The 14,524-nt window shown below is 64.2% G+C and carries 17 protein-coding genes; 11 read left to right on the top strand and 6 right to left on the bottom strand.

All coding sequences use genetic code 11. The annotated features are described in order from the left end of the window. Window positions 1-148: 148 nt before the first annotated feature. The 11 genes from SF06_RS04430 (at window position 149) to SF06_RS04375 (ending at window position 8,639) form a co-directional block, all read left to right on the top strand. Window positions 149-1,246, top strand: a complete 1,098-nt coding sequence (locus SF06_RS04430) for a TRAP transporter substrate-binding protein (RefSeq protein WP_039560138.1) — start codon at window positions 149-151, stop codon at window positions 1,244-1,246. A 224-nt stretch (window positions 1,247-1,470) separates the two neighbouring features. Further along, window positions 1,471-1,746, top strand: coding sequence for a flagellar biosynthesis anti-sigma factor FlgM (gene flgM, locus SF06_RS04425; RefSeq protein WP_039560137.1), 276 nt, complete (start codon window positions 1,471-1,473; stop codon window positions 1,744-1,746). Then, window positions 1,743-2,186: a flagella synthesis protein FlgN gene (locus SF06_RS04420; protein ID WP_027589631.1), complete on the top strand. Its 444-nt coding sequence runs from the start codon at window positions 1,743-1,745 to the stop codon at window positions 2,184-2,186. The genes flgM and SF06_RS04420 overlap by 4 nt, the downstream gene beginning before the upstream one ends. A 287-nt stretch (window positions 2,187-2,473) precedes the next feature. Further along, window positions 2,474-3,847: a flagellar filament capping protein FliD gene (fliD, locus tag SF06_RS04415; protein WP_039560136.1), complete on the top strand. Its 1,374-nt coding sequence runs from the start codon at window positions 2,474-2,476 to the stop codon at window positions 3,845-3,847. Window positions 3,848-3,859: 12 nt separating this feature from the next. Next, window positions 3,860-4,249, top strand: coding sequence for a flagellar export chaperone FliS (gene fliS, locus SF06_RS04410; RefSeq protein ID WP_027589633.1), 390 nt, complete (start codon window positions 3,860-3,862; stop codon window positions 4,247-4,249). After that, window positions 4,233-4,541, top strand: a complete 309-nt coding sequence (locus SF06_RS04405; RefSeq protein ID WP_027589634.1) for a hypothetical protein — start codon at window positions 4,233-4,235, stop codon at window positions 4,539-4,541. The genes fliS and SF06_RS04405 overlap by 17 nt, the downstream gene beginning before the upstream one ends. Next, on the top strand, window positions 4,538-5,623 hold the full coding sequence (locus tag SF06_RS17920) for a flagellar hook-length control protein FliK (protein ID WP_139326745.1): 1,086 nt from the start codon (window positions 4,538-4,540) through the stop codon (window positions 5,621-5,623). Before SF06_RS04405 ends, SF06_RS17920 begins: the two co-directional genes overlap by 4 nt. 30 nt (window positions 5,624-5,653) lie before the next feature. Continuing rightward, the gene (locus tag SF06_RS04390; protein WP_039560133.1) at window positions 5,654-6,124 is read left to right on the top strand and encodes a flagellar basal body-associated FliL family protein; all 471 of its coding nucleotides are present in this window, start codon (window positions 5,654-5,656) and stop codon (window positions 6,122-6,124) included. A gap of 2 nt (window positions 6,125-6,126) precedes the next feature. Then, window positions 6,127-6,858: a FliA/WhiG family RNA polymerase sigma factor gene (locus SF06_RS04385; protein ID WP_039560132.1), complete on the top strand. Its 732-nt coding sequence runs from the start codon at window positions 6,127-6,129 to the stop codon at window positions 6,856-6,858. A 15-nt stretch (window positions 6,859-6,873) separates the two neighbouring features. Further along, window positions 6,874-7,746 carry a flagellar motor stator protein MotA gene (motA, locus tag SF06_RS04380; RefSeq protein WP_027589637.1) on the top strand — a complete coding sequence of 291 codons (873 nt, stop codon included), beginning with the start codon at window positions 6,874-6,876 and terminating at the stop codon, window positions 7,744-7,746. Next, window positions 7,743-8,639 (top strand): OmpA family protein, encoded by an 897-nt coding sequence (locus tag SF06_RS04375; RefSeq protein ID WP_039560131.1) that lies wholly within the window; start codon window positions 7,743-7,745, stop codon window positions 8,637-8,639. The genes motA and SF06_RS04375 overlap by 4 nt, the downstream gene beginning before the upstream one ends. Before the next feature lie 218 nt (window positions 8,640-8,857). On the opposite strand, the gene SF06_RS04370 is transcribed toward SF06_RS04375, so the two are convergent. The 6 genes from SF06_RS04370 to xerC form a co-directional block, all read right to left on the bottom strand. Then, window positions 8,858-9,364 carry a winged helix-turn-helix domain-containing protein gene (locus SF06_RS04370; RefSeq protein WP_052199709.1) on the bottom strand — a complete coding sequence of 169 codons (507 nt, stop codon included), beginning with the start codon at window positions 9,362-9,364 and terminating at the stop codon, window positions 8,858-8,860. 230 nt (window positions 9,365-9,594) lie between these two features. Next, window positions 9,595-10,437 (bottom strand): flagellin N-terminal helical domain-containing protein, encoded by an 843-nt coding sequence (locus SF06_RS04365; protein ID WP_039560130.1) that lies wholly within the window; start codon window positions 10,435-10,437, stop codon window positions 9,595-9,597. A 182-nt stretch (window positions 10,438-10,619) separates the two neighbouring features. Next, complete coding sequence (locus SF06_RS04360) at window positions 10,620-11,519, bottom strand: peptidoglycan DD-metalloendopeptidase family protein (RefSeq protein ID WP_039560129.1); 900 nt, start codon at window positions 11,517-11,519, stop codon at window positions 10,620-10,622. Between the two features lie 192 nt (window positions 11,520-11,711). Continuing rightward, window positions 11,712-12,659, bottom strand: a complete 948-nt coding sequence (locus tag SF06_RS04355) for a response regulator (protein WP_027589641.1) — start codon at window positions 12,657-12,659, stop codon at window positions 11,712-11,714. Window positions 12,660-12,855: 196 nt separating this feature from the next. Continuing rightward, on the bottom strand, window positions 12,856-13,557 hold the full coding sequence (locus tag SF06_RS04350) for an HAD family hydrolase (RefSeq protein ID WP_039560128.1): 702 nt from the start codon (window positions 13,555-13,557) through the stop codon (window positions 12,856-12,858). Continuing rightward, the gene (gene xerC / locus SF06_RS04345; protein ID WP_039560127.1) at window positions 13,554-14,453 is read right to left on the bottom strand and encodes a tyrosine recombinase XerC; all 900 of its coding nucleotides are present in this window, start codon (window positions 14,451-14,453) and stop codon (window positions 13,554-13,556) included. The genes SF06_RS04350 and xerC overlap by 4 nt, the downstream gene beginning before the upstream one ends. Window positions 14,454-14,524: the final 71 nt, after the last annotated feature.

The following is a 14,524-nucleotide window of genomic DNA, read 5'->3' as shown; positions in this document are numbered from 1 at the left end:
GCAACATAGAATCTCCCACAAGCACGGCGCGGGCTGCGGCATTCAGCTTCCGCCCGTCAGATATGGTAAAAAGCCATGCCGCCTGGCTACAGGCTACCCCCCATCAAAAAAAACAACCCGCAAGGGTCCGACCTCCAAGGGAGACACCATGAATCGTCGCCATCTGTTCGGCGCCGCCGCTGCCCTGCTTGCTACGCTGGGTCTGGCTGGTTGCAAGGACGACACCGCCCCCGCTGCCCAGCAAGCCGCTGCAGCCCCCGCGCAAACCTTCCAATGGAAGATGGTCACCTCCTGGCCGAAGAACTACCCGGGCCTGGGTACCGCGGCCGAGCGCCTGGCCGAGCGCATCAACACCATGAGCAACGGCCGCCTGAGCGTGAAGGTCTACGCGGCGGGCGAGCTGGTTCCGGCGCTGGAAGTGTTCGACGCTGTTTCCCGCGGTACCGCCGAGATGGGTCACGGCACCCCCTACTACTGGAAGGGCAAGGTGCCGGCCGCGCAGTTCTTCACCTCCATTCCGTTCGGTTTCTCCACCCTGGAGATGAACGCCTGGATCCACAAGGGCGAAGGTCAGGCCCTGTGGGATGAAGCCTATGCGCCCCACGGCGTGAAGCCGTTCAATGCCGGCAACACCACCATGCAGATGGGTGGCTGGTTCAACAAGGAAATCAACAGCGTCGACGACCTCAAGGGCCTGAAGATCCGCATGCCGGGCCTGGGCGGCGAAGTGCTGGCCAAGCTGGGCGCGACCACCGTCAACCTGCCGGGTGGTGAAATCTTCACTTCCCTGCAGACCGGCGCCATCGACGCCACCGACTGGGTCAGCCCGTACAACGACCTGGCCTTCGGCCTGAACAAGGCCGCCAAGTACTACTACTTCCCGGCCTGGCAGGAGCCCCAGGCGCTGGTCGAGCTGCTGGTCAACAAGTCCGCCTACGAGAAGCTGCCGGCCGACCTGCAGGTTATCGTCAGCGAGGCCGCCCGCTCCGCCGCACTGGACATGATGGACGACTACACCTTCAACAACGCCAAGGCGCTGCCGGTCCTGCTGGAGCAGGGCACCGTGCTTAAGCGTTTCCCGGACGCGGTTCTGGCTGCGCTGCGTGAAACCTCCGCGCAGGTGCTGAACGAAGTGGCTGCCCAGTCCGATCTGAACACCCGCATCCATGCCTCCCAGGAAGCCTTCCTGAGCAAGATGCGTGAAACCATGCAGATCACCGAGAAAGAGCTGTACAACTGGCGCTAAGCGCTTGGGGTTGATAAAGCGGAGCCTCCGGGCTCCGCTTTTCGTTTCCGGCCCACCTGCCTTTGTGTCGTTTCCAGGCAGCTCGCGACTGAAGCCGCTCCTACAGGTTTCCCAGCGGGCCGCCATCCGACGGTTTTTTGATCCGGCCTGCAAAAAAGCATTTAAGGTTTGCCGTAATTTTGTCGCCTCTGTTAATCAAGCGAACCCGTTTTCTGGAATGCATCATGGAAATCAGTCGGTCCCTCAAGCCCGTCCAGCTCGGCACCGTGGAAACCGCAACCGCGCGCGCCCAGGCGCCGGTCGGCAAGCGCGAGCGCCAGCAGGCCGGCGAGCCGCAGATGAGTCTTGAACCTCTGCAGGAAAGCCTGAATGCGCTGCCGGACGTTGATCTGGCACGAGTGCAGGAGATCAAGCAGGCCCTGCAGCGCGGCGAAATTCCCCTCGACACCGAGGCGCTGGCCGCCAGCATCCTGGCCTATCACGGTGGTCAGCAGGCGTGAGTCAGAAGGCCAAGCTACTGGCGGTGATCGAAAGCGACATCGCCGCCGATCTCGAGGCATTCGGCCAGGTTCTGCCCCTGCTGGACGAGCTGCATGACCGACTGCTGGCGCACGACGGGCTGGCCATCGAGGCCCTCAACCGTCGCCTGGACCCCTGGCTGGCCGCCATTGCCGAGCGTGACGCACGGCGCGGCAAGATTCTCGGCGCCTTCGGCCTGTCGATGGATGCCGCGAGCATGGCACGTCTGCTGGCTGCGTACCCTGCTTCCCAGCGTGAAGCGCTGACCCGCCAGTGGCAGCGGCTGGGCGAAATCGCCCACGACTGCCGCCAGCGTAACGAGCGTAATGGCCGGCTACTGGCCATGCACAACGAAATTCTCAGCCAGCTCCTGACCGGGGCCGGCCAGGAAGCCACCGTCTACGGCCAACAGGGCTACTGACGGATTCACGGTGGCCGGCAGCATTGCTGGCCGCCAGTGACTTGCCCTCATCCCGCGCTCCCCTACCTCTGCCTGTCAGGCTTTTGGCGCTTAAGTTCGCGTCCCGGCGGGTCGCTTTTATGGAGCAGACGAAGCAACCGGAAAGCCGGAAAGGTTTTTTCCGCCCTGCGCTGCGCCTGGGCCGGGCGGAAACTCCGTTTCTGCGGATTGGCGCGCGAACCGCGAATATTCCACACGTGGCAATTTGGCATCGTAATTGCCTGCCTACGAACCAGAGGTGCTCAGACATGACGACTTACGATTCCAATTACGCCTATAACATGGCCACCCAGCTGGCCCAGTACGACACCCAGTACAGCTATACGCGCCTGGATCGCAACAAGACCAACTACACCGCACAGCAGACCGCGCTCAACTCGCTGAGCTCGGCGCTGAGCACCTTCCAGACCAAGCTGAGCAGCCTGAACAGCGTCAGCGGTTCGATCCTGCAGAACAAGGCCACGCTGAGCAGCGAGGGTTATGCCACCGCCAATGTGACCTCCAAGGCACAGGCGGGAAGCTATCAGTTCTTCGTCAAGCAGTTGGCCAGCAAGGATCAGGTTGCCCTGCAAAGCCTGCCGGCGAGTGGCAGCCTGCAAATTGGCCAGCCTGGCAACGCCGAGGCCACCGGATTTACGGTTGATCTCGCCGATGCTGCCTACCAGACCGACGGCACCCTGGATCTCAGCAAGCTGGCGGCAGATATCAATGCCCAGGCCAAGACCAACAAGCTTGGTGTCAGTGCCACGCTGGTGCGTAGTGGTGGTGTAACCAACCTGGTGCTGACCAGCGAAAAAACCGGGGTGGCGCAGAAGATCTCGCTTAGCCTGGACGGCGCCGACGAAGCCACGACCGCCGCCTCGCTGGGCTCCAAGCAGCTCTCTGCAGCCCAGGACGCGATTGTCTACCTGGGTGCCGACGAAGCGAGCGGTATTGCGCTGACCAACAGCTCCAATACCTACGACAACATCATTGATGGTGTCAGCCTGACCTTCAGCAAGGCCCACGCAAGCGGCGAAGCACCCCTGTCCATCGACATCGCCCAGGACAACGACGGCACCAAGGCCAAGGTCCAGGAGTTCGTCGATGCCTATAACGCCCTGGCCGGCGAGCTGAAGAAGCTCACCGCCAGCGGCTCGGAAGACGCCAAGCGTGGCGCGTTGGCCGGCGACGGCACGGTACGGTCGATCAAGGGCATGATCGACAACATGATCCGCAAGGGTGTGACCGTCGACGGGCAGCAGGTTTCGCTGGTTTCCCTGGGCATCAGTAATACCCGTGAAGGCACATTGACCCTGGACAGCGCCCGCCTGGAGAAGACCCTCAGCAGTAATCCCGGGGCTCTGGACGCCTTGTTCAAAGGCGACGGTGGCACCGACAAAGGCATCCTCGGCGGCCTGCTGGACCGTGAGACCGGCCTGGCCAAGTACACCAGCAGCGTCAACGGCATCCTCAAGAACCGCAAGGACACCATCGCCGACTCGCTCAAGCGGGTCGAGAAGGAGCGCGAGCGCGTCGACACCCAGTACGACAACCTCTACCAGCGCTACCTGTCGCAGTACACCAACCTGGTCACCATCATGAGCCAGATGGAACAGACCTCCGGTCTGTACTTCACCTGATACGGAATCGCCATGTACCAAGAAGACACCTACGACAGCTACCGCATGGTCGACCTGGAATCCCGGGTCGCAGCGGCCTCGCCCTACGATCTGGTTCTGGTGCTGTTCGACGGCCTGCTCGACGAACTGGAGCGTATGCGTGGCCATATCGAGGCCAAGCGTTATCTGGAGAAAGGCCGTTCCGTCGAGAAATGCGTGAACATTCTCAACGGTCTGTCCAGCGCGCTGGATTTCGACAGCGGTGGCGACGTGGTGACCGGTCTGGCGCGCCTGTATGACTACATGATCTACCGGTTGACCGATGTCAGCGTAACCCTGTCCCTGGAAGGCGTCGACGAAGTGGTCGGTTTGTTGCGCGAACTGCGCGAAGGCTGGGAGGGCGTGCGTGACGCCCGCCGATGACCTGCAACGCTTGCTCGACCTGCGTGTGCGCTTCGAACAGGTGCTGCACCGAGAGGCCTGGGACGATCTCAAGGCGGTCGATTCGGCACTTCGCGAGCTGCTGATCGACCTGCGCCGCCACCAGCCCCTCTCGAAGGAGGTGCTGGACGCCTGCCGAGATGTTCAGCAGATCCACGGCCTGGCGCTGCAGCGCTGCCAGGACGAGTGTCAGCGCCTGCGCATTCTGATGAACCATTCCGAACAGCCCGCGGACGGCCCAAGTGCCTACGCATGGGTGGAGAGCCTGCGGTGAATACAGCCACTCAACTCGGCAACGCCCAGCCGCTGGCGGGGAATCCCCTGCTGCAACAGGGTGCAGCGGCCGTAACGCCGCAACCCGCACCGTCGGCCAGTGAGCACGGTAGCCCGAATCCCGAGACCCTGCCGTTCGATGCAGAGCTTCAGGCGCTGCTCGCCACCCTGCCCGGTCTGCAGGGGGGCGAGTCCGCCGAAGGCGATGCCGCCGCCCAGGCCCCATCTCCCGCAATCCCCGCTCCAGTCGAACAGGGCCCCGAGCACGCCGAGGCGTTGCTCGGCCTGCTGTCCGCTCAGCAGCAACAGCAGGTACACGCACAGCAGGTACCCCAGGCATCCGTGAGCAAGACGTCGGCTCAGGCAGCGCGGGTGCCTGAAACGCTGCCGGGACTCCAGACCGCTGTGCCGCCGCAGGCCCCGGCTGACGCCGCGCTGCGGAATGCGCAGTCCCTGCCGGCGCAGTCGATGCCGGCGCAACAGCTTGCCGACGGGCCGGGCCCGGTCGCACTGCGAGCTGAGTCATTCATGGTCCTGGGTAGCAGCGAAGGCGCAGGTCCGCTGGAACCACTGCATTCGGCAGCCGCAGTGCGTGCGCCTGCTGACGCAGCACCCGTACCGGGCGCCGGCGCACCGGCTGGCGCAGCCTCCGAACGGCTGCTCCGGCTCGAGGGCAACGACGCGCAGCGAGGCGAACAGATGATGCAGGCCTTGCGCAATAGCGTCCAACTGCAGGTCCAGCAGAACCAGCAGGTGGCCACCATTCGTCTCGACCCGCCGGAGCTGGGCAGTCTGGAGATCCAGGTCAGCCAGGAATCCGGACGAATTAGCATTCAAATCAGCGCGGCCCAGGCCGATACCCTGAGATTGCTGCAGCAAACCAGTGACCGGCTGCGCCACGAACTGCTCAACCAACAGTTCGTGCAGGTTAGCGTGCAGGTGGGTGGCGAAGGTCACTCGGGGCAACAGTCGCGCCAGAACCAGGGAGGTTCCGGTGAGGCGCTGGTGCGTGGCAATCCGCTGCAGGACATCGGCGATGCCAGTTCGCACGCAGCGCCTCGCGACGTGCTGGCCACGGTTTGATGCCTTCCGTTCCATTGCAAGAGAAAGAATATGTCGTCCCGCGTTGTCGTCTCGCTCCTGGTGCTGAATATCCTGCTGGTCGTTGGCGGCACCGCCGTGAATTTCTTCTGGAAGAAACCCATCGCTGATTTCTTTGCTGCGGCGGGAGAGACGAATGGCGCAGTACGTCCTGATCCGGTAGACCTTTCCAAATTCCAGTTTCTGAACGTGGAAAAGATCTACGTAAACCTGCGGGGCAACCAGCGCGAGCACTATATGGTGATCGACCTGGCTGTACAGGTCAGCGCCAAGATCGACAAGAAGGAGCTCCAGCAGTTCGCGCCGGTGGTGCGTAATTCGGTCGTCGCACGCTTGTCCGGCATGCGTTACGAGGTGGTGCGCAGTCTGAGCATCGCGGAGCTGCAGCTACTGCTCGAAGAGGCACTCCGTCAGGACATTGTCGAACGTAACCTGCGGGTGTCCTTCGAACACCTCCTGGTCAACAAGTTGCTGGCCCAGTAGCCATGAACGCCTCCTGCGCTGCCGAACCCGTCCTTCGTCACGAGCCCTCACCGATGCTCGCGCCGCAGGAAGAGCAGCGCTGGCTGTTGCGCTATCTGCCGCTGGTCAAGCGCATTGTCAGTCAGCTGTCGCTGCAGGCCAGCTCGGCACTGGATCGCGAAGACATGGAGCAGATTGGCCTGTTGGGGCTGCTCGACAGCCTGCGTCGCTATGGCGAGCCGGATGAGGGCTTTGCGCGCTTCGCCAGCCTGCGGGTGCGAGGTGCCATCCTCGACGAACTGCGCCGCCAGGACTGGCGGCCGCGGCCGGTGCGCCAGCAGACCCACAAGCTGCGCGATGCCGTGCGCGAGCTGACCCGCCGGCTGGGCCGCGAGCCCACCGACGAGGAAGTCATTACCCATACCGGTTTGAGCGAGGAGGCCTACCAGAACTATCTGGTTGACCTGTCCTGCGAAGCCATCGAAAGCCTCGATGGCCTGCTGCAGGCTGGCCAGGAAAGTCGCTTCGGCGATAACGGATTCGAGGAGCAGGTGCAGCGCGAGCGTCTGCTGGCCCAGATATTGGGTCTGCTGCCGGAGCGCGAGCAACTGGTCCTCACCCTGTACTACCAGCACGAGCTCTCCCTCAAGGAGATCGCGCTGGTTCTGGAACTCAGCGACGCACGCATCTGCCAGCTGATCAAGCAGGCCATCCAGCGCGCCTGCGCCTTGTTGAACGAGCCTAACAAGCCCTAACCAGTCGAGCCCGTCATGCAGAAGATACTTGGATCCCTCATCATCGTTGCCTGTGTTCTCGGTGGCTACGCACTGGCCAACGGCGAACTGGCGATGCTCTGGCAGCCGGCGGAAATGCTGATCATCGTGGGTGCCGCACTCGGCAGCCTGGTGGTCGGCAATCCCAAGGAAGTGCTGATCGAAATGGCCAAGCAGGCCAAGGGCGTGGTCGTCTACAAGCGCCGTGGCGAAGAGTTCCAGCGCCAGTTGCTGATGCTCCTCTACGAACTGCTGGAAATGGTCGAGATCGGCGGTCTTAAGGTGCTCGACGAACACATCGAGGCGCCCGAGCAGAGCAGCGTGTTCGGCAAGTACCCGATGATCATCGCCGAGCCCAACCTGATGGCCTTCATCGCCGACAACTTCCGCCTGATGGCCATGGGCAAGATCAGCGCTCACGAACTGGAAGGCTTCCTCGAGCAGGAGCTGGAGGCCATGGAGGAAGCCCTGCTGCTGCCGTCCCGCTCGCTCAACCAGGTGGCCGAGGCGATGCCCGGCTTCGGTATTCTCGCGGCGATCATGGGCATCATCATCACGATGGGCAACATCGGCGGCTCGGTGGCCGAAGTGGGTGCGCACGTGGCCGCCGCGCTGGTTGGTACGTTCCTCGGCATCTTCTTCTGCTACTGCGTGATGCAGCCGCTGGCCAACGCCATGACCCAGCGCATTCGCACCGAGATCTCGGCGCTGGAATGCGTGCGTACCACCCTGGTCGCCCACGTCGCTGGCAAGCCCACCCTGTTGTCGGTGGACGCCGGCCGCAAGCTGATCGAGCAGGACGTCAAGCCCGCCTTCAGCCAGCTGGAAGCCTGGGTCAACCGCTATGAAGAAGAGCGGGACGCGGCATGAGCCTGAAAAAGAAGCGGGAGGGCGAGAAGGAAATTGTCGTCAGGCGGCGCAGCAAGAAAGGCCACGGCGAAGCTCACAGCGGTGCCTGGAAGGTCGCCTTCGCCGACTTCACCCTGGCGATGATGGCTTTGTTCATGGTGCTGTGGATCATCAACCCCAGCAAATCCTCCGCGCCGATCACCGCCGAAGACCCGGTCAGCAACCCCCTGATGGAAGGCATGATCAACATCTTCGACGGTTTCGATGCACCGGTGGAGCTGGAAGCCAGGCCCTCGCAGCCGGAACCGCAGCCCGAGCCGAAAAAGGCCGACGAAGCCACCGAGGAGCCGATTCCCAGCAAGATCTACCGCACCCGTCAGGAGCTGGAGCAGCTGGCCGAGCTGATTGACGTACTGTCCGGCAAGCTGGACGCGCTGACCAACCTGGAGGTGGCGGTGGTGCCGCAGGGGCTGCGCATCCTGATCAAGGATGACGAACAGCGCTACATGTTCGAGCGCGGCAGCGCCAAGCTGAATCCACACTTCAAGACCTTGCTGGGCAACCTGGCAGAGGTTCTTTCCAAGGTGGAAAATCGCATCATCATCAGCGGCCACACCGACGCCACCCAGTACCGGCGCAGCGCGCTGTACAACAACTGGAACCTGTCCGGTGACCGCGCCCTGGTGGCCCGCAATGTCCTGGTGCAGTCCGGCCTGCCGGGCGAGCGCATCCTGCAGGTCACCGCCCTGGCCGATGTGATGCCGCTTAATCCGCTGGAGCCCACCGATGGGATCAACCGCCGCATCGAGCTGCTGTTGCTGACCGAGCGGGCCGAGGTGCTGTACCGCGAGCTGTTCGGCGAGGCCTATCCGCAGGCGAAGCTGAATCGCCAGCTGGCGCCGTCCGGTACGTAAGCGATCGACGCTGTTCCGGCCGGCGGCTGGCTTACCCCCACCGCCGGCTGGAAATCACCCGAAGCGGCAGCCACGCATGCTCTCTCCGTAGGAGCGACTTCACTCGCGAGCGTCTGGGTTCGGCCGCACCTAAGGCGGCTCAGGTTGTAGGGTGGACAACGCTTTGTTTGTCCACCGTTATGCGGCGCCCTCGGGCGACCCAAAAAAACGCCGACCGCCTACAGGTGCGCCGCGCACGTGGCCAGCAGGGGCGTCAGGGCCAGCAGGCCGCCCAGTTTCACCCAGTTCGGCAGCGTACGGCGCCTGCTCCTGACCGGGGTGGCAGAAGGCGGCACGCTCGGCGCGGGTAGCGCCTCCTCCCCTGTCTCCGGTTCGATGAACTCCGGATTGAACAGATAGCCACGACGCGGCAGGGTCTGGATGATGTTCCGCCCCTTCTCGTCGCCGAGAAGCTGCCGCAGCACATAGATCTGCTGGTTCAGGCTGCCCTGGCTGACCACACGGTCAGTCCAGCCGTACTCGAGCAACTCCTCGCGGGTGACCACCTCGCCCGGGCTGCGCAGCAGGCGTTCCAGCACGCGGCTGCCCGCGTAACCCAGTTCAATGCGTTGGTCGCTCCCCTGAGGACGCAATTGGTATTGGCGCGCCTGGAAAAGGAGACGGCAGTCACCCTGGCCGGTACGCAGGCGGATGACTTCGCGAGTCGATTGGCTTTGAGGGATCATGGCAATGAAGGACTGTCAGTGATGGAGGCGTCAAAAAAACCGTGAACTGCGTCGGTGAGTGACTTTTTGCAAGGTTCGTTCCGGGCGGTTGCCAGTCCCCTGTGGCCGGGTGACGAAAGGCGGCTTCTGCGAAGCGGGTCACAAATCGCCGGCCAATAAAAAAACCCGCCGAAGCGGGTTTTTTTGCCAGTACCGAACCCTCTGCAGCGGGTCCGGTATGACGGTGGCGCTTAGCCCAGCAGGGACAGGGCCAGGCCGCCCATCTGGCTGGTCTGCTTCAGCATGGCGACGCTGGACTGCATCAGCATGTTCTGCTTGGTCATCTTGGTCGACTCGGCGGCGAAGTCGGTGTCCATGATGCGGCCCATGGCAGTGTTGGTGTTGTCGGCCATGTTGGCCAGGTTGTTGATGGTGTGGTTCAGGCGGTTGATGTTCGCACCCATGGCGCCACGCGCAGCACCAACCTCGGTCAGCAGGGTGTCCAGCTCACCGATCATGGTACGGGCGGTAGCGCCGCCACTGGCGATGCTGCCGGAGACAGCAGTCAAGGCGGTGTCGATAGCGGTCAGCTCGGCGGACACATCCACGCTGAGGGTTTCAGCGCTGGAGGAACCGATCTGCAGTTCCACTGCTGCGGCCAGCTTGCCACTGGCGCCGAACAGGTTGTTGGTTGCGCCGTAGCTGGTGTTGTCGATGATGTTGGTCAGCTCGGCATTCAGCTCGGCGTACTCGGCATCCAGCGCGGTCAGGTCGGAGGCGCTGTTGGTGCCGTTGGCGGCCTGGGTGGCCAGGTCCTTCATGCGCAGCACGATGTTGGTGAACTCGTTCAGCGCGCCTTCAGCGGTTTGCAGCAGGGAAATGCCGTCCTGGGCGTTGCGCTGGGCAACGGCCTGGCCGCGGCCCTGGGCGTTCAGGCGAGTGGCGATCTGCAGGCCAGCGGCGTCGTCAGCGGCGCTGTTGACACGGAAGCCAGTACCCAGACGCTGCTGGCTTACACCCAGAGCAGAGTTGGACTTGGCCATGTTGGTTTGGGTCAGCAGAGCGGCGTAGTTGGTATGAATCGAGATGGCCATGTTGGGCCTCCTTCAAAGAAATCTGTCTTTTGGAAAGCTGGCTTCGATTGCCTGCTAATCCCTCAAGGCGACGCTTTCGCGAGGAGGCTTAAATGTTTTTTGAAAATAATTGCAGATGGCTATCACGGTGGCGCCGCGCACTTCACCTGTAGGGGCTCGCGGACAATTCGCTCCCGGTCGGCTTATTCCCCACCCATGGCAAAATTCGGCAGCCGATCCACTGGCTGGGTGAAGGCGAACGGAATGGATTCCAGCGCCATGCCGACGTTGCGCTGGATGACGAAGTGCAGGTGCGGGCCGGTGCTGTTGCCGGTATTGCCGGAGCGGGCGATGGGTTGGCCCTGGGCGACCCGCTGGCCCTCGCGTACACGAACCGAGCCCTGTTGCAGGTGCAGGTAGACGCCCATGGTGCCGTCGTCATGGAGGATGCGGACGTAGTTGCCGGACGGGTTGCCGGCCCGGCCGCTCTGATGGTTTTCCAGGCTGACCACCACGCCGGCACGGGCGGTCAGAATAGGCGTGCCGACGGGCATGGCGATGTCCACCGCATGGCGGCCCTTGGGGGTGAAGTGGCTGTAGCGACCGTTCGGCCCCTGTGACAGGCGAAACGGTCCGCCCAGCCAGGGCAGCGGGTAGCGGCTCTGGGTCGGCAGCAGGCGTGGATCGCCCAGCACATGGCGCAGGCGCGGGGTATAGCTCGGCGGCCGGGCGGGATCACGGGGCGCCAGGGTGAGCAGGCGGATATGGCTGCGTGGCGGCAGGATCCAGCGAATGGGCTGGTCCGGTACGCCAACGGCGTTGTCGACGTCTTCTAGGCTGAGCTCGATCTGCACCGGCGCATACAGCTCGTTGTGCACCCGCAGGGTTTCGCCGGCTGCGTGACGGCTGATGTCCAGATGGACCCGCGACTCCAGCCGCTCCTCGACCTCGTCGTTCAGCCGCAGCACGGCCGCGCCGGGAACGGCGCGGTCACTGTAGGTGACCACGCCGGCGGCGTCGGTGTACTTATAGACCGTCAGGCTGCTGGCCTGGGCGGCGGTGCCTAGCAGAGCGGCGGCGATGACGAACAGGCGAAGCGGCATGGCATCGGCAGGGTGCAAGGGGGGCGAGCCGAGAGACTAGCGAGGCCGCTGTCCGATGGCGACAGGCAGGGTGTCAGGCTGTGAAGGGCTCGGCTTTACGGAGCGCCGTCGCGGACAAGTCCGCTCCCGCGAAGCGCGGCCTGCGCGCACCTGTGGGAGCGGACTTGTCCGCGAGCCCTTTGGGCAGACGCCTCAGCCGCCCGGCACGAAATGCCGCTGGGCGGTTCCGCGGGCGATCTGCCGGGACAGGTACTCGAGCTTCTGTGGATCGCTGTCCACGAAGCGCACGATGAGTTGCAGCCACTCGCTGGTAGGCTTGGGCTCGGCGGCGGCAATGGCGTGCACGTAGCCGTTCAGACGGGCCACGTCGTTGTCCTCGCCGTGCTGCAGGTCCAGCACGGCGCTTTCCAGAACCTGTGGCACCAGTCCAGCGCGGTTGATCAGCAGCGAGGCATCCTTGAGGCTGAGGGCCTTGATCAGGCAGGGCAGCGTGCCGCCGGACAACCGCAGCTGGCCACGCGAGCGGTTATTGGCGGGTTTGGCGGGCTCGGCTGCCCTGGGGGCCGGTTTCGGCCTGGGTGCGGGGTCCGCAGGGGCGGCTGCCATGGGGGGAGCCTCGACAGCAGGCTCCACCGCGATCGTGCTGGCGGCAGGCGCAGAGGATGCTGCCGCGCGTCCCGCGGTCAGCGTGCTGACGGAGTCATTGGCGAGGGTGCTGGTAAAGCTGGGCGCGGCCTGGGAGTGCAGATCATCGAGACGGCCAGTGCTTTGCAGGGCCTTCTTGACCTTGGAAAGCAGTTGCTCGCTGGTGAAGGGCTTGCCGATGTAGTCGCTGACCCCAGCCTGTACGGCCTGAACCACATTGCTCTTGTCGCCACGGCTGGTGACCATGATGAACGGGGTTTTCTTGAGCCCCTCTTCGCTGCGGCACCAGTTGAGCAGGTCGAGGCCGGACATCTCCGGCATTTCCCAGTCGCAGAGAATCAGGTCGACGCTGTTGCGGCTGAGAAATTGCTGCGCCTTGCGCCCGTTGGCGGCTTCTTCGACGCGAATTCCCGGGAAATGGACGCGCAGACCCTTCTTAACCAGATCGCGGATGAACGCGGCATCATCCACTATGAGAACACTGACTCTGCTCATCGGCCCTTCCTTCAACTCGTGGGGGCAAGCATAGCGCCCTCTAATAGCCAAACGCCATGACTGTCGACGGAAGGCTGGAGGCATGGCCTGGCGCTTTGCACGATAAGCGTGCGCCCCGCTGGTTTCAGCGTATCGGCAGACTGCCCGTTCGCTTTAGGCGTTCGCGCCGGATGGCTGGCGGACAGGTGGGCTCATGTCAAATCGCCGACCAATGGGCGAGCAGCTGCGGCAGTTGATCGAGACGGCTGATCTGCGCGTCGGGCGCGGCCTCGCCCTGCCAGGCGAGGCCGCGCGGGTTGTACCAGATGGCGCGCAGGCCGGCGGCCCGGGCGCCCTGGATATCGTCCAGTGGATGATCACCCACGTGTACCGCCTCGCCGGGCGCCACCCCGGCGCGACGCAGCGCCTCGCGAAACGGTAGCGGGTCGGGTTTGCCCACGCCAAGCTCCTCGGCACACAGGGCGAACTGGAAATAATCGGCCAGGCCCAGGCGGCGCACATCCGCGTTGCCGTTGGTCAGCACGGCCAGCCGGTAACGGTTGGCCAACACTTCAAGGGTCGAGTGAACGTCAGGGAAGAGGCTGACCCGGTGCCGCGCGGCCAGGAACACCTGGAAGGCCTGCTCGGCCAGCTCGCGGGCTTCCTCGTCCTCATAGCCTGCATTGCGCAGGGCGCGCAGCAGTACGCGGCGGCGCAGCTCGCTGATGCGGTGCTTGAGCGGTGGCTCGGCGGCGACCAGTTCGGACCGGATGTGCCACAGCTGCTCGACCTCCGCTTCGCCGATGCGCGGTGCGGCGCCGAGCAGCCACTCGCGCAGCGCGGTCTCGGCGCTTTCCAGCACCGGGGCGACTTCCCACAGGGTGTCGTCAAGATCGAAGGTGATCAGTTGAATGCTCATGGCTTGTCACTGCTGCGGCGCCTGGCGCGGGGATGACTGCTGTCGTAGACCTTGGCCAGGTGCTGGAAATCCAGATGGGTATAGATCTGCGTGGTGCCGATGTCGGCGTGGCCGAGCAGCTCCTGCACGGCGCGCAGATCCTGGGACGATTCCAGCAGGTGGCTGGCGAAGCTGTGGCGCAGCATGTGCGGATGCAGGTGCTGGCCAAGCGTCCGGACACCGGCCTGGCGCATCTGCTGGCGAACCACGCGCGGGTGGATGCGTGCACCGCGCACGCCGATGAACAGCGCATTGTCCTGTGGCGCCAGCTGCGCTCGCTCACGCAGCCACACGCGCAGCGCTTCGCGGGCCTGCCGGCCGACCGGCAGCACACGGGTCTTGTTGCCCTTGCCGGTGACGCGCACCAGGCCGGCGTCCAGATCCAGGTCGGCAAGTTCCAGGCCGACCAGCTCACCCAGGCGCAGGCCGGAGGAATACAGCAGTTCGAGCATGGCGTGGTCGCGACGGGCGACGGCGTCGTCGCCCACTGTTGCGTCCAGCAGTTGCATGGCGCGGTCGGTATCCAGCGTGCGCGGCAGGCGACGTTCGCCCTTGGGGGGCGACAGGCCGACCGCCGGGTCATGGCGGCAGCGCCCTTCGCGCAGCAGGTAGCGGTAAAGGCCGCGCACGGCCGACAGGAGTCGGGCCAGGCTGCGTCCGGACAGGCCCTGGCCGTGCAGCTCGGCCAGCAGCAGACGCAATTGCTGCGGCGTCAGCGAAGCCCAGTCCGCAATTCCCTGTTGCGCACACCAGGCGAGCACCTTGCCGAGGTCACGGCGGTAGCCGTCCAAGGTATGCGCCGACAGCTGGCGCTCGCTGCGCAGCTGTTCGAGGTAGGTGTCGAGGTCGGTTTGCATGGGCGTCACCGGTGGGAGCGGACTGGTCCGCGAGCTCTTCTTGCAGGCCGGATCAAAGAGCTCGCGAATGA

The sequence above is a fragment of the Pseudomonas flexibilis genome (assembly GCF_000802425.1).
Taxonomy (GTDB): domain Bacteria; phylum Pseudomonadota; class Gammaproteobacteria; order Pseudomonadales; family Pseudomonadaceae; genus Serpens; species Serpens flexibilis.
The sequence above is the reverse complement of the archived record's forward strand: the minus strand, read 5'-3'. Positions and strand labels throughout refer to the sequence as shown.